The sequence below is a fragment of the Streptomyces venezuelae ATCC 10712 genome, from assembly GCF_008639165.1.
Taxonomy (GTDB): Bacteria; Actinomycetota; Actinomycetes; order Streptomycetales; family Streptomycetaceae; genus Streptomyces; species Streptomyces venezuelae.
In genome coordinates, this window is sequence record NZ_CP029197.1 from 6,711,838 (window position 1) to 6,729,441 (window position 17,604).

Genomic DNA, 17,604 nt, shown 5'->3' on the forward strand with positions numbered 1-17,604 from the left:
CGAGGCCCCGCCCCCCGGGGTCCCGGCGTCGCCGAGTGGCGGGGCCGACGGGGAAGTAGCGCGAGACCCGTCGCCGGTGGCGAGGCGGGGAGGTAACGCCGAGGCCCTTCCCCGGGGCCCCGGCGTCGCCGGGTGGCGGCTACAGGGCCGTCAGGACGCGCGGGCCTGCGTCCGTGATCGCCACCGTGTGCTCCGCGTGCGCGGCGCGCGAGCCGTCGGCCGTGCGGATCGTCCAGCCGTCGCGCGCCGTGTAGTGGTCGTCCGTGCCGCCCCCGATGAGCATCGGCTCGATCGCGAGCACCATCCCGTGGCGCAGTTTCATCCCCCGGCCCGGGCGTCCCTCGTTGGGGACGCCCGGGTCCTCGTGCATCGTGCGACCGATGCCGTGGCCGCCGAAGCCGTCCGGGACGCCGTACCCCGCGGCGCGGCACACGCGGCCGATCGCGTGCGCGATGTCACCGATGCGGTTGCCGACGACGGCGGCCGCGATGCCCGCCCGCAGGGCCTCCTCGGCCGTGGCGATCAGCCGGGTGTCCTCCGGCCTGGCCGGCCCGACCGTGAAGCTGATCGCCGAGTCGCCCGCCCAGCCGCCGAGGAGCGCGCCGCAGTCGGCGGAGACCAGGTCGCCCGGCGCGAGCCGGGTCCCGTCCGGGATGCCGTGGACGATGGCGTCGTTCACGGAGAGGCACAGCACGGCGGGGAAGGGCACCGGCGCCCACTCGGGGCGGTAGCCGAGGAAGGGCGATCCGGCGCCCGCCTCGGTCAGGACCTCGCGGGCCGCCCGGTCCAGCTCGGTCAGCGGCACACCGGGCGCCGCCTTCTCCCGTACGGCCGCGAGGGCGCGGGCCACGACCCGGCCCGCCTCACGCATCGCGGCCAGGTTCTCGTTCGTCTTGATCTCCACCATTCCAATTACTATACCGGTATTAGTATGGCGTCATGGTGCGCACACCCCTCACCCCCGAAGAGCGCGAGCGCGGCGAGCGACTCGGCCGGTTCCTGCGCGAGGCGCGCGGCGAGCGGTCCATGGTCGAGATCGCCGCGGCCGCCGGACTGTCCGCCGAGACCCTCCGCAAGATCGAGACCGGCCGGGCCCCCACCCCGGCGTTCTTCACCGTCGCCGCCCTCGCCGGGGTCCTCGGCCTCTCCATGGACGAACTCATCGTCCGGTGCGCACTCGTGCCCGTCTGACGGCCGGGACCGCCGGGCGCGGGAAATCGGTGGCCTGTCGGGCCGCGACGGACGATCATGCGACACATGACCGACCAGCCCGCGCGATGGACCGAAGCGACCGTCTACGCCGACATGTGGACCGACCCGGACAAGGACCCCCGCGAGAACGACGGCCCGGGCCCCGAGGGCGAACTCGCCACCGTCCAGGACTTCGTCACCAACTACCGCCTGACCCTGCGGATGAAGTGCGAGGGCCTCGACCCGGAGCAGCTCGCCCGCCGCTCGGTCCCGCCCTCCACCATGTCGCTGCTCGGCCTGATCCGGCACCTCGCCGAGGTGGAGCGGGACTGGCGCAACTGGATCACCGACAGCGACCCGCTGCCCAAGCTGTACGGCAAGCGGGACGCGGACTTCGACGGCGCCGTCGCGGACCAGGCCGTGGTGGACGCCTCGTACGCCGACCTGGAGCGCGAGCAGGCCGCCACCGACGCCGCCCTCGCCGCGTACGCCGACGACCTCGGCGCCCGCGTGGGGAAGGACGGCATCGCCATCCGGGAACTGATGGTGCACCGGATCGACGAGTACGCCCGCCACTGCGGACACGCCGACCTGCTGCGCGAATGCGTCGACGGCAGGGTCGGCCAGTAGGTCGAAGGCCAGGTGAGTGGGGTGGCGGCGGGCGTCCGCTAGACCGAGACCGCCAGCTGGACGCGGCTGTGGCGCGGGTCCTCGATCTCGTCGACGAGCGCCCGGGCCAGGTCCGCGTGGGCGATCCGGCCGGTCCCGTCGATCACCGTGCCCACGGCCGTCCGGTAGCCCCCGGTCACCTCGGCCTCCGCGTTCAGGTCGAGCGGCGGCACGACCATCAGCCAGTCGAGCTCGGGTCCCGACTCGGTGGACAGCAGGTCGAACTCGGCCACGTGGCCCTGTGCGAACACCCGCCACTGTTCCGGGAACCCGGGCGCGTCCATGACCCGTACCCCGGGTTCCGTCTCCAGCGTCGTGGCGATGCCCAGGGTCAACAGCCGTCGCACGCCCACCTCTTCGAGACCCGCGATCAGCGCCTTCGCCGCCGACGTGAAGTACTCCTCCGAGGCGACGTCGAGGCGGACCGAGGTGCTCACGGCGGCGTCGTGGCCGGCCGCGGCGGCGGCCACCGAGGCCGGGTCGGTGACATCACCCCGTACCAGCGTGACCGAATCCCCGGCCAGATCCGGGTACTTCGACGGATCGCGGACCACCGCGGTCACCCGGTGACCCCGGGTCACCGCTTCCGCGACGGCCGCGCGGCCGACCCGTCCACCCGCCCCGAAGACGACGATGTTCTTGCTCGTGCCGTTGCTCGTGCCATTGCCCGTGTCGTTGATCATGGCGGGAGCGTAGAACCGGAGTACCTGGTTACTTCAACGGTACTGGGCTAGCTTCGGGCGCATGAACCAGCCGCTGCCCGCCGACCTCTTCCACGACCCGGACTGCTCCGACCACGTCCGACCCATCCGCGTGGGCGGCAAGTGGACCGCCGTGGTGCTCCGCTGCCTGGAGGACGGGCGGCCGCGCCGCTTCTCCGAGTTGCGCGTCCCGCTTCACTGGATCACTCCCAAGGTCCTCGCCGAAACCCTCCGCGCCATGGAGCGCGACGGCTTCCTCACCCGCACCGCGTACGACGAGAACCCGCCCCGGGTCGAGTACGAGCTGACCGCCCTCGGCCGCTCGCTGATCGATCCCCTCGACGCCGCCTGCGCGTGGACACGCGCCCACGTCCCCGAGATCACCGAGGCCAGGAGCGCGTACGGGCAGGTCATCCGGGGGGCCTAGCCCCGGATGCGTGGCCCGGCGGCCTCGGCGAGCGTGGACCCGTGCACCGTCGCCCGAAGATCCTCCTCGCCGCCCTCCTCGGCCCGGCGCTCCTGCTCGGCACCGCCTGCGGCGCCGGGACCACCGGCGCGGGGACCGGGACGGAGGCCGCGCCCGCCGCCGTCGCCCCCGAGCGGTTCCGCCACCCCGGCGTCCTCGTCGGCGGGGCCCAGCTCGCGGCGGTCCGCCGCCACGTCGAGGCCGGCGAAGAGCCCTGGACCTCCGCGTACGAGGCGATGGGCGAGAGCGAGTACGCCGCGCTCGACTACACGCCGCACCCGGCCAGGACCGTCGCTTGCGCGTCCAACGCCGGGACGGACGCCTGCGTCGCCGAGCGCGAGGACGCCATCGCCGCCTACACCCACGCCCTCATGTGGTCCGTCTCCGGCAAGGCCGCGCACGCCGCCAAGGCCGTCGAGATCATGGACGCCTGGTCGAAGACCGTGAAGGAGCACACCCGGGACGACGCCGACCTGCAGACCGCCTGGTCGGGCTCCTCCTGGGCGCGCGCCGCCGAGATCGTGCACGCGGGCTACCCGGCGTGGCGGGGCCCCGCCGTCCAGCGGTTCAAGTGGATGCTGCGCAAGGCCTACCTGCCCGCCGTCACCGCCCGGGTGCCCGACTACAACGGCAACTGGGAGCTGGCGATGACCGACGCCGCCATCGGCATGGCGGTGTTCCTGGAGGACCGCACGGTCTTCGAGGACGCGGTACGGCGCTACCGCGCCCGCGTCCCCGCCTACTTCTACCTGTCGTCCGACGGCGCCCTGCCCAAGCCGCCGCCCGGCGGCACCATCGACACCGCCGACGAACTCGCCACGTACTGGTTCGGGCAGCGCACCTACGCCGACGGGCTCGGCCAGGAGACCTGCCGCAACTTCATGCACATCGGGTACTCGCTCGCCGCCACCGCCCACATCGCCGAGACCGCCTGGCACCAGGGCCTCGACCTCTACCGCGAGGAGGCCGAACGGATCGGCGCGGCCCTGGAGTTCCACGCCCGCTACCAGCTTGGCGCGACCGCCCCCAAGTGGCTGTGCGGCGGCAAGGTCGAGCGCACGATGGGCCCCGACGTCGAGGTCGCGCTCAACCACCTCGAAGGGCGGATGGGCATGAAGCTCCCCGAGACCGCGAAGCTCGCCGTCAGCCAGCGGCCCGGCGGCACGGACGACCTGTTCGTCGCCTGGGAGACCCTCACCCACGCCTCGAACCCGACCCCGGCATAGGCTCCCGGGCATGATGCCCGAAGAGCTGCGGCGCGGCCGCTACGTCAGCCTCACCACCTACCGGAAGAACGGCACGGGAGTCGCGACGCCCGTCTGGTACGCGGTGGACGGCGACGAGCTGTACGCCTGGACCCGCACCGACTCCTGGAAGGTCAAGCGGCTGCGGAACGACCCGAGGGTCGAGGTCGCCCTCTGCGACCTGCGCGGAAACATCGACGAGGGCGCCGGACGCTTCGCCGGCGAGGGCCGGCTGGTGACGGGGGAGGAGCTGCGCCGGATCCGGGGGCTGCTCTCGCGCAAGTACACCTGGCAGTACTGGCTGACCGACGTGCCGGCCATGATCGTCCGGCTCGGGAAGCGCCCGCACACCGGGATCGTCGTGCGATTCCGGTGAATGGGGCCGTGGGGCACGCGCAGGAAAACGGTCCGTAGTCGTCCCGTAACACGACTGCGGTCCAATACCCCGCGGACCGGAAGGTTCCAGTCGACGGCGGGCAGGTGCGTGTCACATGACGGTGTATCAAATCCCGGGGGAAGTCGCCGCGTTCAGCCGCTGGCTGACGGAGCTGGCGCGGCGGCTCCCGGCGGAGGGCGGCTGGTACGCACTCTTCGCCGAGCGCGACCCCGAGGGGATGCGGGCCTGCTTCGACGGGGCCGAGATCCTGCCCTGGGACGTCGTCGCGTCCCTCCTCCAGGACGCCGGGGAGCCCGCCGACGGTCCGCTCGCCGCCCGGGGCAGGACCCTGTACGCGGCGGCCGCCCGTGCCCATGACCGCCGGCCCGGCGGAGCGGCGGCGCTCGCCGAACGCCGCGCGCTGATGGAACGCGAACTCGGCCACGCCGAGACCCGCGCCCGCGAGCTGACGGCCCGCCTCGGCGCGGCCCCGCCCCCGGACCCGGAGGAGCGGGCCCGCCTCGAACACCAGCTCGCGTGGACGCGCGACGACCGCGAGCGGGCGAGCTCCCGGGTGACGGACCTGACCACCCGCCTGGCGGGGCTGTCGACGCTGCCGCGCCGGGGCGAGCCGGAGGGGGCCGGCCAGGCCCGCGTGGGCCCCGAGCCCGCCGCCGGGGCCGGCGAGGCGATGGCTCCCGCGTCGGCCTCCGGGCACGCCGCGTCCGCCGCCGGAGCTCCCCGCCAGGAGACCGCGGCCCTCACCCCGGCTCCCGTCCGGGACGTCGCCGCCCGGGCCGGGCGGTCCGGGAAGGTTCGGGGGCGTGCCCGAGGGGCTCGGTACGCCTGGGTTGAGGACGGGGACGACGGGCAGGGGGCGGCCCCTGTGCCCGCCCCCGTGCCCGTACTGCCGGGTGGGGCGGCTGCGCCGCGCGGGGCGCGGTTCGGGGGTGCCGGGGAGTCCGGCCGTGGCACGGCGGAGGGCCGCGAAGCCGGTCCCGCCGGTCCCGCCGGCCCCTTCGACCCCGCCGAAGCCGCTCGCTGTGCCGTCAACGCTGTCTACGCCCTGCGGCGGCTCCGCGCCCAGGGCCGGAGCGGCGAGGCCCACGGCCTGCTCTGCGAGGCGCTCGCCGGGCCTCTCGCCCGGCTGCCCGCCCTCGCGGAGGAGCTGCACCGGGCCGGACTCGGCGCCGACTGGTCCGTACTGCTCTGGGAGGCGGCCTCGCTGCCGCCCGCCCGGCTCGCCGCCGTCGCGGGCGTGCTCGCCGACGCGGGCCGGGCCGCCGACTGCGAGCAGCTGCTGCGCCAGGGCGTGGCGCGCCCGGTCGAGGAAGTCGCCGGGGCGTGCGCCGCGCTGCGGGCCGAGGGTCATCACCGGGAGGCGCGCGGGCTGCTCGCCGCGGTGGTCCGGGTCCGGGTGCCGGAGGACGCGGCCCGGCTGGCGGCCGTGGACCCCCGGGTGTTCGTCCCGCAACTCCTTGAGGCGGCCCGCGCGGTGTCCGCCGCCCGGGAGCGCGATCTGCTCCACGCGCTGCGGGTGGCGGGCCTCGCGGGGGTCTGACGGCGGGGCGGGGCGCGTCGCGCGGCCGTCGCGTGTCCGGCGCGCCGCAAGCGCGCCGTCGCGTGGCCGTCGCACCGCTGTCGCGTGTCCGTCGCACCGCCGTCGCACCGCCGACCGCGCGGGCCGCCGGAGCCGGTTTCGCGTGTACGTCCCCGGCATGCCCGGACGTGTCGGTACGTGTCCGACGTGGACCACTCGGGTATGAAACATGATCGACCCGGCCGCTTCCCGGCGGCGGTCTTGCTCCGCGGTGTGACGGGGCTTACGTTCTCCTCCTACGCACCGCGTCTACGTGCGTAGAGGCTCTCTGACGCCGTGCCGAAGGAGCAGCTCATGACCGACGTCGTACGCGCCGCGCTCGTCCAGGCGACCTGGACCGGCGACACCGAATCCATGATCGCCAAACACGAGGAGCACGCCCGGGAGGCGGCCCGGCAGGGTGCCAAGGTGATCGGCTTCCAGGAGGTGTTCAACGCCCCCTACTTCTGCCAGGTCCAGGAGCCCGAGCACTACCGCTGGGCCGAGCCCGTCCCCGACGGCCCCACCGTCAGCCGGATGCGGGACCTCGCCCGGGAGACCGGCATGGTGATCGTGGTCCCCGTCTTCGAGGTCGAGGGCGAGGGCTTCTACTACAACACCGCCGCCGTGATCGACGCCGACGGCAGTTACCTCGGCAAGTACCGCAAGCACCACATCCCCCAGGTCAAGGGCTTCTGGGAGAAGTACTACTTCCGCCCGGGGAACGCCGGCTGGCCGGTCTTCGACACGGCCGTCGGAAGGGTCGGCGTCTACATCTGCTACGACCGGCACTTCCCCGAGGGCTGGCGCCAACTCGGCCTCAATGGAGCACAGTTGGTCTACAACCCCTCGGCCACCCACCGGGGTCTCTCCTCCTACCTCTGGCAGCTGGAGCAGCCCGCCGCGGCCGTCGCCAACGAGTACTTCGTCGCCGCGATCAACCGCGTCGGCATCGAGGAGTACGGCGACAACGACTTCTACGGCACCAGCTACTTCGTCGACCCACGCGGCCAGTTCGTCGGCGAGGTCGCCTCCGACAAGACCGAGGAACTCCTCGTCCGCGACCTCGACTTCGGCCTGATCGAGCAGGTCCGCCAGCAGTGGGCCTTCTACCGGGACCGACGCCCCGACGCCTACGACGGGCTGGTGCGCCCGTGAGCGAGCTCTTCGACCGGCACAAGGCCGTCATCCCCGACTGGGTCGCCCTCTACTACCGGGACCCCATCGAGATCACCCACGGCGAGGGCCGCCACGTCTGGGACGCCGAAGGACGCCGCTACCTGGACTTCTTCGGCGGCATCCTCACCACCATGACCGCCCACGCCCTGCCCGAGGTCACCAAGGCCGTCTCCGAGCAGGCCGGGCGGATCATCCACTCCTCGACGCTCTACCTCAACCGGCCCATGGTGGAGCTCGCCGAGCGGATCGCCGGCCTCTCCGGCATCCCCGACGCCCGGGTCTTCTTCACCACCTCCGGCACCGAGGCCAACGACGCGGCGCTGCTCCTCGCCACCGCGTACCGCCGCTCGAACCAGATCCTGGCGATGCGGAACAGCTACCACGGCCGTTCCTTCTCCACCGTCGGCATCACCGGCAACCGGGCCTGGTCGCCGACCGGCCTCTCGCCGCTGCAGACCCTGTACGTGCACGGCGCCGTCCGCACCCGCGGCCCGTACGCGCAGTACACCGACGAACGGTTCATCGACGCCTGCGTCGACGACCTCGAAGACCTCCTCGGCCACACCCGGGACGTCGCCGCGCTGATCGCCGAACCCATCCAGGGAGTCGGCGGCTTCACCGCCCCGCCCGACGGCCTGTACGCCGCCTTCCGCCGGGTCCTCGACCGGCACGGCATCCTGTGGATCTCCGACGAGGTGCAGACCGGCTGGGGCCGTACCGGCGACCACTTCTGGGGCTGGCAGGCGCACGGCCAGGCCGGGCCGCCCGACATCCTCACCTTCGCCAAGGGCATCGGCAACGGCATGTCCGTCGGCGGGGTCGTCGCCCGCGCCGAGATCATGAACTGCCTCGACGCCAACTCGATCTCCACGTTCGGCGGTTCGCCCATCACCATGGCCGCCGGGCTCGCCAACCTCTCGTACCTCCTGGAGCACGACCTCCAGGGCAACGCCCGCCGGGTCGGCGGCCTGCTCATCGAGCGGATCAGGGCCGCGTGCGCTGGTATCCCCGCGGTCCGCGAGGTACGCGGCCGCGGTCTCATGATCGGCATCGAGCTCACCGAACCGGACACCGACCGGGCCGATCCGGACGCGGCCGCCGCGGTCCTGGAGGCCGCCCGTGAGAACGGCCTGCTGATCGGCAAGGGCGGCGGCCACAACACCAGCACCCTCCGCGTCGCCCCACCGCTCTCGCTCACCGTCGCCGAGGCGGAGGAGGGCGCGGCGATGCTCGAACAGGCCCTGCGAGAGCTGTAGTCCCACCGTCCCGCCGCATCGAGCAGGGAGAGTCCCCGTGAGCACCCGTACCGTCATCCGGGGCGGCCTGGTCGTCACCGCCGCCGACGAACTCCACGCCGACGTGCTGATCGAGGACGGCCGCGTGGTCGCCCTCGCGGCCCATGGCTCCGACGCGGCGGCGGCGTGGACCGCCGACCGGACGATCGACGCCACCGACCGCTACGTGCTGCCCGGCGGCGTCGACGCCCACACCCACATGGAACTGCCGTTCGGCGGCACCTCCGCCTCCGACACCTTCGAGACCGGCACCCGGGCCGCCGCCTGGGGCGGCACCACCACCATCGTCGACTTCGCCGTGCAGAGCGTCGGCCACAGCCTCAGGGCCGGACTCGACACCTGGTACGCCAAGGCCGACGGCAACTGCGCGATCGACTACGCCTTCCACATGATCCTCTCCGACGTCAACCAGCACACGCTCAAGGAGATGGACCGGCTCGTCCAGGAGGGCATCACCTCCTTCAAGCTCTTCATGGCCTACCCGGGCGTCTTCTACAGCGACGACGGCAAGATCCTGCGCGCCATGCAGCGCTCCGCCGAGAACGGCGGGCTGATCATGATGCACGCCGAGAACGGCATCGCGATCGACGTCCTCGTCGAACAGGCCCTGGCCCGCGGCGAGACCGACCCCCGCTACCACGGGGAGGTCCGCAAGGCGCTCCTGGAGGCGGAGGCGACCCACCGGGCGATCCAGCTCGCGCGGGTCGCGGGGGCGCCGCTGTACGTGGTGCACGTCTCGGCCGAGGAGGCGGTCGCCGAGATCGCCACCGCGCGGGACAAGGGCCTTCCGGTCTTCGGCGAGACCTGCCCGCAGTACCTGTTCCTGTCGACGGACAACCTGGCGGAGCCGGGCTTCGAGGGCGCCAAGTACGTGTGCTCGACCCCGCTGCGCCCGAAGGAGCACCAGGCGGCCCTCTGGCGGGGCCTGCGGACGAACGACCTCCAGGTGGTCTCCACCGACCACTGCCCGTTCTGCTTCGTGGGGCAGAAGGAGCTGGGCCGGGGCGACTTCTCCAAGATCCCCAACGGACTGCCCGGGGTGGAGAACAGGATGGACCTCCTCCACCAGGCGGTCGTCGACGGGCACATCTCGCGCCGCCGCTGGATCGAGATCGCCTGTGCGACCCCGGCCCGGATGTTCGGCCTGTACCCGCAGAAGGGCACGATCGCGCCCGGCGCGGACGCGGACGTCGTCATCTACGACCCGCACACCACCCAGACCCTGTCGGCGGAGACCCACCACATGAACGTCGACTACTCGGCGTACGAGGGGAAGACGGTCACCGGCCAGGTCGAGACGGTCCTCTCGCGCGGCGAACTCGTCATCGACCAGCGCAAGTTCGTCGGCCACGCCGGCCACGGCACGTTCGTGCCGCGTGCCACCTGCCAGTACCTGAACTAGGAGAACGACGTTGGACTTCGGACTCGTCCTGCAGACCGACCCGCCCGCCTCGCAGGTCGTCGGACTGATGCGCCGGGCGGAGCGCAACGGCTTCCGCTACGGCTGGACCTTCGACTCCGCCGTGCTGTGGCAGGAACCCTTCGTCATCTACAGCCAGATCCTGGCCAACACCACCAAGCTGCACATCGGCCCGATGGTGACGAACCCGGGGACGCGGACCTGGGAGGTGACGGCCTCCACCTTCGCCACCCTCAACGACATGTACGGCAACCGGACCGTCTGCGGCATCGGCCGCGGCGACTCCGCGATGCGGGTCGCCGGCCGCAGGCCGAACACGCTGGCCCGGCTCGGCGAGGCCATCGAGGTCATCCGCGACCTGGCGGAGGGCCGGGAGGCGTCGGTGGACGGCAACCCGATCCGCATCCCCTGGATCAAGAACGGCAAGCTGCCGGTCTGGATGGCGGCGTACGGCCCCAAGGCCCTCGCCCTCGCCGGGCAGAAGGCCGACGGCTTCATCCTCCAGCTCGCCGACCCGTTCCTGACGGAGTGGATGGTGAAGGCGGTGCGGCAGGCTGCCCAGGACGCGGGCCGTGACCCCGACGCGCTCACGATCTGCGTCGCCGCACCGGCGTACGTGACGGCGGACGACTCCCCGCAGTCCCTGGCCCACGCCCGCGACCAGTGCCGCTGGTTCGGCGGCATGGTCGGCAACCACGTGGCCGACCTGGTGGCGAAGTACGGCGAGCACTCGTCCATGGTCCCGGAGGAGCTGACGGCCTACATCAAGGACCGGCACGGCTACGACTACTCCCACCACGGCCGCGCCGACAACCCCGACACCACCTTCGTCCCCGACGAAATCGTCGACCGCTTCTGCCTCCTCGGCCCGGCCGAGGCCCACGTAGAGAAGCTGAAGCACCTGCGGGACCTGGGAGTCGACCAGTTCGCCGTCTACAACATGCACGACAACCGCGAGGCCACCATCGACGCGTACGGCACCGACATCATTCCGTCGCTGCACTGACGAAGCGATTCGGGTCCTGCATCGGCGCAGGTGGACGGCGGCCGTCCACCTGTTCCCGACGACCCACCCGTGCTGCATGCCGACAGGTCGCGCGAGCACGGCTTGATGAGCTGCCAGACGGTCGGCACGATCGCCGGGCCGCCGAAGTCGATCCGCTCGCTCGCCCGTGCGGCCACGCCCCACGGGTCACCGGTGGGGAAGATGGTGGCGAGCGGGACGTCGCCGTCGAGGATGCGGGCGAGCAGGCCCATTCGGTCGACGTGCTCCCGCACGGTCGAGGCGGTGGAGCGCAGGGAGTTGATGACGGCCGCGAGCTCCACCGGGGTGGCCGGCACCTCGGCGGCCCAGGCGAGCTGCCTCAGCCGAAGCTCGACGGCCGACAGCTTCGTGGCCGCGTCCATCATCCAGCGAGCCGCTCCGAGCGCCATGCCGGGTCGGGCCATGTCACTTCTCGAGTTCGCAGGGCTCAGCCTCCAGCCCCTTGGACAACTGTCCACCGGCTGGAGCATCGAAGCTGGCTGGCTCACGGCCTCGTTCGTGATTGCGGCATCCGTCATGGCGGTCACCTCGGCGGTCGCACTGACCAGCAAGACCCTGCGCGATCTTAGGCAGAAGTCACCGTCGGCTGTACGAGCGCATCGAGAAGATACTGGCCGCGTACACGATGAAGGCCCTCCGCCACGCACAGCTGTCCGGCCTCCGCTACCCAGTCCCTGCGGCTCTCTGGGTCCGGGCTCCTGGGCACCTTGCCTGGGCCTCTGCTGCTCGGGCTGGCGGCGGGTGACCTTTCCCTCGCGGGCGTGGTGGAGCTGGCGGCCCGTCCGCGAACCCACGACGCTCTGCGCGCGGCGACCGAGGCTGCCGCGCAGGCCCAGACGCGCACCGTCGAGCACCTGCTCGCCGTGCGGCTGAAGCAGCTGCACAGGTGACCGTCACTGATCACCGAGCCCGCCGACCTGACGGTCGGCGGGCCCACACGGTCAGGCCATCGCACTCAACCGGTCCAGTTCGCTGCCGATGGCATCCCGCAGCACATCGTGCTGCGAGCCGAGCTTGAACTGCTCGTCACTCCACCGGTCACGCGGATACAGCCACACCGGCTTACCCACCAGCTCGGCCGGCTCCCACTCGAACCGCGGCCAGACATGGGCATGCAAGAACGGATCCGTGTTGCCGAGGATCTCCAGGTTGACCCGGCGGAAATCGGGGTCCAGGCGCCGACAGGCCCGCTCAACCGCTTCTCCGAGCTGGTCCATGTCGGACAAAAACGCCAACCGCTTGGCCCTCGGCAGGTCAGACAGCCGGTGAACACCTGGCTCGTCCACGAGGAGAACCGAGTAGCCCGGCAGGAACTGGACGTCGCCGATCACCGCGAAGCCCGAGTGCAGGCGCCGCAGCACCGTGGGGTTCTCGCCTCGCAGAGCCGCCCCGATCCGGTCCCTCCGCCAGTCACCAGTCATGGCCCGAACCTACCCGCAGGTGATCAAGCCCCGCTCTTCGCTCCCCACCCTCCCCACGCGGATCAAGGACCAACCAGGTGAGGCGAGGAGCCAGGACGTGGAACGAAGCTCGGCCGTACATCTGCCGTTTGATCGTTTCTTGATGCGGTCGACATGGCCTTCTACGACGCCGGAGCTGTACGGCAGGGTCAGGCCAGCGGTGACGGCGTCGATGTCGAACTTCATGAACCGGGCGAACCCCCCCTTGCGCGATCTCGCGGGCGCGTGCGGTGTCGGGGCAGGCCAGGCAGACCTCGCCGAGCCGGACCTCGTCCTCTTCGCTCAACGGCTCACGGCGACGCATGATCCAGGACGTGATCGCGCGTGGGCTTGGGATCGGTGCTGGCACAGGTATGGCAGTGCCGTCTCGAAGAGTCGCGACGTATCTGCGGACCGTCTGAACCGTCCCACCGAATCCACGCTCACGGACTTCACGGAAGAGCCGGCCGGCGTCCGTGCAGCCGGTGAAGGGGACGTTCGACTGCATCCCACGAGCCACGGGCGTGGGAGCGACGGCCGCTTCAGAGACAATGCTGTGGGGCTGAGGCTCTGCTGGAAGTAGTGAAACACACCAAGATCGGCTGATGATCCTTGTCCCCAGTGGGGCCACTTTCCGTGTCCGTCCTGTCGCAGACTTGCAAGGCGTGGTGACCCTGGCTGGTTGCCGCGGCTTTGGCCCAGTCGACCCAAGGACTGCAATCGTGAGCGAGCGCGTTCTCATCCCCCGCAACCGGGGCTTCCTCTTCCTCGACTCCCACCCAGCGGGCTGCGAGCGGCTGGTGGCCGACATGTGGCAGGCATGCCCCGACTCTGCCGACGTGCCGCAGGGTGACGGTCCGGTGGCTCTGATCATCGGCTCCTCGGCCGGATATGGCTTGGCGGCCGCTGTCGCCGGACTCAAGCGCGCCGGCATCCGCGGCATCATGGTCTCCTTTGAGAAGGCCCCCACCGAACGGCGTACCGCTACGGCAGGCTGGTACCGCACCGCCACCACCGCCGACATCGCCCGTGCCGCCGGGAGGGATCTGGTCTTTCTCAACGGCGACGCGTTCTCCGACACGATGAAGGACCAGGTCGCCGGCCTCATCGAGCAGCGTTTCGGCGGCAGGCTGGACTACCTGATCTACTCGGTGGCCGCGCCACGGCGCACCGACCCGGACACCGGCACCACGTACACCTCCGTCCTCAAGCCGATCGGCCAGGCGAACCGCACCAAGACCCTTGTCTTCGACGACCAGGGCGTTCCCGAGGTGCGCGAGGTCGAGACCGGGCCGGCCGAGGGCGACGATGTCGAGCAGACTGTGGCCGTTATGGGCGGTGCGGACTGGGAACGCTGGATCGACCACCTGGCCGGTCGGGGACTGCTCGGCAAGGGCTTCGCTACCGCCGCGCTGTCATACATCGGATCGCCGCTGACCGCGGCGATCTACCGGCAGGGCACCATCGGCGCGGCCAAGGCTCACCTGGAGGCCACCGCCCGCACCCTGAACGAGCGGCTCGACAAAACGGTGGGCGGGCGGGCCGTGACCTCCGTCAACGGCGCCGCCGTCACCCAGTCCTCCACCGCCATCCCCGGCATCGCCCTGTACACCGGCTTGCTGCGCGGCGTCCTTGGACGGGACTTGCTTCCACCGGTACATCAGCTCGCCGCCCTGTGGGACCAGCTCACCGGTGCCGCGCCGCTCGCCCTGGATGACGAAGGCCGAATCCGTCTGGACGCCTGGGAACTCACTGACGACGTCCAGGCGGCAGTCGCCGAACGCTGGGAGGCCGCCACGACCGACACCATCGCCGGTCTCGCCGACCTCGGCTGGTTCCATGCCGAAGTCCAACGCCTGTACGGATTCTCCGTCCCGGGCGTCGACTACACCGCCGCAGTGGCCACCGACATTCCCTGGCCCGCCCCCGCGTCCTGATCCCGGCACGAATCCGCCACGCGGAACGCCCCCGCTGGGAGGCTCTCACTATTCGTCGATGGCGTACTTGTCACGTAGGGGCCGCATGCCGCCGGAAAGGTCCGGGAGGTGGAATCCCCGAGAAGCCCGCGACCGGCCGGCCGCCGTGGCCGCCGCCGAGGGCCTGTCCCTGCGCGCCTACCTCGCCCGCCTCCCCGAGACCGTGCTGACCCCCGCCGAACGAGCCGAACGGGCCGACCAGGCCAAGGCCGCCCTGAACGCATGGACCGGCTACCACCCCACGGCCGGCGGAGAAGCCGCCCTGGACGACGAGCTCGACCGCCGCCTTGCCCAGGTGCAGCGCCCGTGAGCGACGCCATGCACATCGTCCTGGACGAGACCGCCATGTCCGCGGCCGGCTCCGGGAACATCCTCGTCTCCCGCCTCATCCACCGCGCCCACGCCGAACCCCGCCGGCACCTCTACGCACCGCCTGCGCCCTCGTCGAAGCCGACCGCGCACGCCCCGGCACCGCCGAGCACCTGGCCGCCCTGCCCGGCATCACCGTCCTGGACCTCGACCCACCCGCCGGCCTGGCCGTCGCCCGCGAGACCACCTGGGCCCAGGCCCACACGCAGCACGCCGCCCAGCCTGTTGAGCCCAACACGGTCAACAGGGCCTGAGCAGCAACGAATCGGCCCCGGTAATCGTCGGGGGGCCTTGCTGTGAGTAAGCCACTTTCATCCTCTACTGGAAGGTGAAACGAGCTGGCCGACGGATGCGGTGAGGAGGCAGAGCCCTCGTCGTCGGCGTAGTGGTTCCACTCATCACACCGGCGCCTAGAGGAGCCCGCTGCAGCCAATTCTGTGCGCGCAGAGAACACTCGGGCGGCGCTACCAGACAAGCATCGCTTGTACGGACCCGTAACTTCTACACGCAAGGGGCCTACCTGCAACTACGGCCCCGCGCGCTGTATCAAGGGAGTGAGTCATGAGTTCTCAGGTGAAGGCATTCGGGTTCGGCATGCCGTGGGAGTCGTTGTACGGGTACAGCCAGGCCACCCAGGTCGGTGAGACGGTTTACGTGTCGGGGCAGCTGTCTCATGACCGTCACGGCAACTTCGTGGGTGTAGGCGACTTCGAACTGCAGGTCCGCACCACGTTGGAGAATCTGGATCTGGTGCTGAGGCAGTTTGGAGCCGAGCGTAGCCAGATAGTGGAGACCACGGTTCTGGTGAGGAACTTGCGGGAGAACTTCGACACGACAGCACACCTTCACGCCGAGTATTTCGGGGAGCACCGGCCCACCAGCACGGTCATGGGAGTCTCCGACTTGGCCCTGCCGGACCAACTCGTGGAGATCGGCGCACTCGTGCGTCTCGACGTGAAGCCGTAGGTGAGGAGGTCGGCCTGATTCCTTTGCGTGGACGCCCCCGCGGAAAGGACCGCCCGAACGAGGTCCCGACGGGAGTGCCGGATGAGTGCGCGATGAGCGACAAGAACGACGCGCCGGGTCCCCGGGGCGGGCGAGGGTAACGACCAGGCGCTCGGCGAGAGCGGCCATGTCCGGGGTGGGCGAGGGAGCGAGGGCGCTGAGGGCGTGCTGTCCGTGGCACGCATCGAGCAGCTGCTCGACGACTTGGCGTTGGGGCCGTAGTGCTCCGTAGCGGATGGGAGCCGGAGCTCCTGCGCGCCCTGGGCCGGGCCGCCGGCTGCACCCCGCTGCCGTAGGCGTGTGGGACCGTGCGCCCATGGACACGTCAGAGCTCTACTGCTCCCTCGGCCTGAATCCGGGGCAGCTGAACGCCCTGGTCCGGGACATGCTGGCCGTCGGCCTCGGCGAGGGGATGGACGCCCGGACCGCGTGGATGATGGCCTGCCTGGCCCGGCATCCGGACGGACACGTCTACGGCATGCCCCACCTCGAGGACGACCGTCGGGCCACGAACGGACCAAAGCTTAGACGCCGGCCTCAGGAGGTCTGCGTTTCGGCGGGTACGGGGTCCAGGGAGTCGAGGAGCTGTCCGAAGGTGATCTTTTCCTGTCGTACCCGAAGCTCATCGCGGCGAGCGCCGCCCACCGGTCGGTGTTTCCGGCGCAGCGGTCCAGCAGGATCTGCAGCGCGACTTCGAGTTCGCTGCGGGAGAGGCTTTCGTCGGCGGGGATCTGGATCGGGTGTTCCAGGGTGCGGTGCCGGGACTTGACGACGGCCCGGTAGATCTCGGAGCGGGAGCCGGTCGAGGGGAGTCGAGCCAGGACTTCAGGACGGCCTCGGGCCGGGGTGCTTGGCGAGTTCCTCGTCGCTCACCAGGCGCAGCACGCCGTCGTCTTCGTCCTCGTCGGCCGGGACGGGCGCTGCCGCGTCCAGGAGCCAGTCGGCGTCCTCAGCGTTCTCGGCGATCCAGGCCAGCTCCGCGGGGTGCAGGCCGTCCAGGCCGTCGGTAACGGCGGCGTGCGGGGTGTGCGGGGTGGCGGCGAGGGCGGCCAGGGCTGGACGCGGCGGTTCTCGTGGTGGTGTTCCTGGGGCTGGGCCGGGCGGTCGTGGTCGGGATCGACGTCGTCGATGATGCGGATCACGGTCCGGCTCGGCGCGGGGGATACGACGGCCGGCTGCTCCAGCCGGGCGAGCTGGGCGCAGGCCACGGCGAGTTGGTCGGGGTTGGCGCTGAGGAGGGTCAGGTCCTCGGCGAGGCGCAGGATGCGACCGCCGATGTCGTGGTCGCCGTCCTGCTTCTCGGGCGGGCTGACCAGCTGGCCGAGGGCGTCGGTGGCTGTGTGCAGCTAGTCGGCGGCCAGGGTCGCGAGGCGGGGGTTGTTGTGGACGCGGTTGGTGATGAAGTGCAGGGTCCTGCGGGCGGTCGCTCGCGGGTTGGGCAGGTCGGCCGGCTTGGGCAGGCACAGTGCCGGGAGGCAGGCGAGCAGCAGGTCCTCGCTGAGAGCGGGGGCCAGATCGGCGGGGAGATCCGCGCCGTTGGTGCCGGCGGCGGGGAGGCGGGCGTCCTCGAGGGCCCGGGTCTCGGCCCGGTCCAGGGGGTGGGTGTGCGGCGAGCTCCGCCCACCGCTCGGGGCACTGGGCCAGCATCGC

Annotated in this window: 19 protein-coding genes and 1 pseudogene; 16 read left to right on the forward strand and 4 right to left on the reverse strand. The window is 71.4% G+C overall.

From position 1 onward, the window contains the following. Positions 1 to 139 precede the first annotated feature (139 nt). On the reverse strand, positions 140 to 907 hold the full coding sequence (gene map, locus DEJ43_RS30840) for a type I methionyl aminopeptidase (protein WP_041663076.1): 768 nt from the start codon (positions 905 to 907) through the stop codon (positions 140 to 142). Positions 908 to 939: 32 nt separating this feature from the next. Between map and DEJ43_RS30845 the strand changes: the two genes are divergently transcribed. Next, a complete protein-coding gene (locus DEJ43_RS30845; RefSeq protein WP_015037338.1) occupies positions 940 to 1,191 on the forward strand; it encodes a helix-turn-helix domain-containing protein in 252 nt (83 codons plus the stop codon). Between the two features lie 66 nt (positions 1,192 to 1,257). Next, the gene (locus tag DEJ43_RS30850; RefSeq protein ID WP_106433769.1) at positions 1,258 to 1,821 is read left to right on the forward strand and encodes a mycothiol transferase; all 564 of its coding nucleotides are present in this window, start codon (positions 1,258 to 1,260) and stop codon (positions 1,819 to 1,821) included. 38 nt (positions 1,822 to 1,859) lie between these two features. Here the strand turns inward: DEJ43_RS30850 and DEJ43_RS30855 are convergent, their stop codons facing one another. Next, positions 1,860 to 2,543, reverse strand: coding sequence for an NAD(P)-dependent oxidoreductase (locus tag DEJ43_RS30855; RefSeq protein WP_015037340.1), 684 nt, complete (start codon positions 2,541 to 2,543; stop codon positions 1,860 to 1,862). Positions 2,544 to 2,604: 61 nt separating this feature from the next. On the opposite strand from DEJ43_RS30855, the gene DEJ43_RS30860 reads away from it, so the two are divergent. The 8 genes from DEJ43_RS30860 (at position 2,605) to DEJ43_RS30895 (ending at position 11,126) form a co-directional block, all read left to right on the forward strand. Next, positions 2,605 to 2,988, forward strand: a complete 384-nt coding sequence (locus tag DEJ43_RS30860; protein WP_015037341.1) for a winged helix-turn-helix transcriptional regulator — start codon at positions 2,605 to 2,607, stop codon at positions 2,986 to 2,988. A gap of 41 nt (positions 2,989 to 3,029) precedes the next feature. Then, the gene (locus tag DEJ43_RS30865) at positions 3,030 to 4,253 is read left to right on the forward strand and encodes an alginate lyase family protein (RefSeq protein ID WP_015037342.1); all 1,224 of its coding nucleotides are present in this window, start codon (positions 3,030 to 3,032) and stop codon (positions 4,251 to 4,253) included. Positions 4,254 to 4,263: 10 nt separating this feature from the next. Further along, positions 4,264 to 4,647 (forward strand): PPOX class F420-dependent oxidoreductase, encoded by a 384-nt coding sequence (locus DEJ43_RS30870; RefSeq protein ID WP_015037343.1) that lies wholly within the window; start codon positions 4,264 to 4,266, stop codon positions 4,645 to 4,647. A 115-nt stretch (positions 4,648 to 4,762) separates the two neighbouring features. Next, positions 4,763 to 6,208 carry a hypothetical protein gene (locus tag DEJ43_RS30875; RefSeq protein WP_015037344.1) on the forward strand — a complete coding sequence of 482 codons (1,446 nt, stop codon included), beginning with the start codon at positions 4,763 to 4,765 and terminating at the stop codon, positions 6,206 to 6,208. Positions 6,209 to 6,541: 333 nt separating this feature from the next. Beyond that, positions 6,542 to 7,384, forward strand: a complete 843-nt coding sequence (locus DEJ43_RS30880) for a nitrilase-related carbon-nitrogen hydrolase (RefSeq protein ID WP_015037345.1) — start codon at positions 6,542 to 6,544, stop codon at positions 7,382 to 7,384. Then, positions 7,381 to 8,661, forward strand: a complete 1,281-nt coding sequence (locus tag DEJ43_RS30885; protein WP_015037346.1) for an aspartate aminotransferase family protein — start codon at positions 7,381 to 7,383, stop codon at positions 8,659 to 8,661. Before DEJ43_RS30880 ends, DEJ43_RS30885 begins: the two co-directional genes overlap by 4 nt. Positions 8,662 to 8,698: 37 nt before the next feature. Continuing rightward, entirely contained in the window at positions 8,699 to 10,102 is a 1,404-nt protein-coding gene (gene hydA / locus DEJ43_RS30890) for a dihydropyrimidinase (protein ID WP_015037347.1), read from the forward strand. 10 nt (positions 10,103 to 10,112) lie between these two features. Next, complete coding sequence (locus DEJ43_RS30895; RefSeq protein ID WP_015037348.1) at positions 10,113 to 11,126, forward strand: TIGR03842 family LLM class F420-dependent oxidoreductase; 1,014 nt, start codon at positions 10,113 to 10,115, stop codon at positions 11,124 to 11,126. Here the strand turns inward: DEJ43_RS30895 and DEJ43_RS37870 are convergent. Next, the gene (locus DEJ43_RS37870) at positions 11,054 to 11,569 is read right to left on the reverse strand and encodes a hypothetical protein (protein WP_181399512.1); all 516 of its coding nucleotides are present in this window, start codon (positions 11,567 to 11,569) and stop codon (positions 11,054 to 11,056) included. The genes DEJ43_RS30895 and DEJ43_RS37870 overlap by 73 nt on opposite strands. A gap of 303 nt (positions 11,570 to 11,872) precedes the next feature. Here DEJ43_RS37870 and DEJ43_RS30905 point away from each other — a divergent pair, with 303 nt between their 5' ends. Beyond that, positions 11,873 to 12,055 (forward strand): hypothetical protein, encoded by a 183-nt coding sequence (locus tag DEJ43_RS30905; protein WP_145953727.1) that lies wholly within the window; start codon positions 11,873 to 11,875, stop codon positions 12,053 to 12,055. A 51-nt stretch (positions 12,056 to 12,106) separates the two neighbouring features. Here the strand turns inward: DEJ43_RS30905 and DEJ43_RS30910 are convergent, their stop codons facing one another. After that, a complete protein-coding gene (locus tag DEJ43_RS30910) occupies positions 12,107 to 12,586 on the reverse strand; it encodes an HIT family protein (RefSeq protein WP_015037350.1) in 480 nt (159 codons plus the stop codon). A 740-nt stretch (positions 12,587 to 13,326) separates the two neighbouring features. On the opposite strand from DEJ43_RS30910, the gene fabV reads away from it, so the two are divergent. From fabV to DEJ43_RS37645, 5 genes and pseudogenes are all read left to right on the forward strand, one after another. Beyond that, complete coding sequence (gene fabV / locus DEJ43_RS30915) at positions 13,327 to 14,541, forward strand: enoyl-[acyl-carrier-protein] reductase FabV (RefSeq protein ID WP_015036930.1); 1,215 nt, start codon at positions 13,327 to 13,329, stop codon at positions 14,539 to 14,541. Positions 14,542 to 14,626: 85 nt separating this feature from the next. Further along, on the forward strand, positions 14,627 to 14,890 hold the full coding sequence (locus tag DEJ43_RS30920; RefSeq protein ID WP_015037353.1) for a hypothetical protein: 264 nt from the start codon (positions 14,627 to 14,629) through the stop codon (positions 14,888 to 14,890). 8 nt (positions 14,891 to 14,898) lie between these two features. Then, positions 14,899 to 15,173, forward strand: a pseudogene (locus DEJ43_RS38380) (PIN domain-containing protein); the annotation flags it as partial. A 337-nt stretch (positions 15,174 to 15,510) separates the two neighbouring features. Then, positions 15,511 to 15,915 carry a RidA family protein gene (locus DEJ43_RS30930; RefSeq protein ID WP_041663077.1) on the forward strand — a complete coding sequence of 135 codons (405 nt, stop codon included), beginning with the start codon at positions 15,511 to 15,513 and terminating at the stop codon, positions 15,913 to 15,915. Between the two features lie 885 nt (positions 15,916 to 16,800). After that, positions 16,801 to 17,304, forward strand: a complete 504-nt coding sequence (locus tag DEJ43_RS37645) for a hypothetical protein (RefSeq protein ID WP_041663078.1) — start codon at positions 16,801 to 16,803, stop codon at positions 17,302 to 17,304. Positions 17,305 to 17,604 lie beyond the last annotated feature (300 nt).

Bases quoted from the DNA above. Each gene is read 5' to 3' on its own strand.
- map (WP_041663076.1), bottom strand. From the start codon at position 907: ATGGTGGAGATCAAGACGAACGAGAACCTGGCCGCGATGCGTGAGGCG.
- DEJ43_RS30845 (WP_015037338.1), top strand. From the start codon at position 940: ATGGTGCGCACACCCCTCACCCCCGAAGAGCGCGAGCGCGGCGAGCGA.
- DEJ43_RS30850 (WP_106433769.1), top strand. From the start codon at position 1,258: ATGACCGACCAGCCCGCGCGATGGACCGAAGCGACCGTCTACGCCGAC.
- DEJ43_RS30855 (WP_015037340.1), bottom strand. From the start codon at position 2,543: ATGATCAACGACACGGGCAATGGCACGAGCAACGGCACGAGCAAGAAC.
- DEJ43_RS30860 (WP_015037341.1), top strand. From the start codon at position 2,605: ATGAACCAGCCGCTGCCCGCCGACCTCTTCCACGACCCGGACTGCTCC.
- DEJ43_RS30870 (WP_015037343.1), top strand. From the start codon at position 4,264: ATGATGCCCGAAGAGCTGCGGCGCGGCCGCTACGTCAGCCTCACCACC.
- DEJ43_RS30875 (WP_015037344.1), top strand. From the start codon at position 4,763: ATGACGGTGTATCAAATCCCGGGGGAAGTCGCCGCGTTCAGCCGCTGG.
- DEJ43_RS30880 (WP_015037345.1), top strand. From the start codon at position 6,542: ATGACCGACGTCGTACGCGCCGCGCTCGTCCAGGCGACCTGGACCGGC.
- DEJ43_RS37870 (WP_181399512.1), bottom strand. From the start codon at position 11,569: ATGGCCCGACCCGGCATGGCGCTCGGAGCGGCTCGCTGGATGATGGAC.
- DEJ43_RS30910 (WP_015037350.1), bottom strand. From the start codon at position 12,586: ATGACTGGTGACTGGCGGAGGGACCGGATCGGGGCGGCTCTGCGAGGC.
- DEJ43_RS30920 (WP_015037353.1), top strand. From the start codon at position 14,627: ATGCCGCCGGAAAGGTCCGGGAGGTGGAATCCCCGAGAAGCCCGCGAC.
- DEJ43_RS30930 (WP_041663077.1), top strand. From the start codon at position 15,511: ATGAGTTCTCAGGTGAAGGCATTCGGGTTCGGCATGCCGTGGGAGTCG.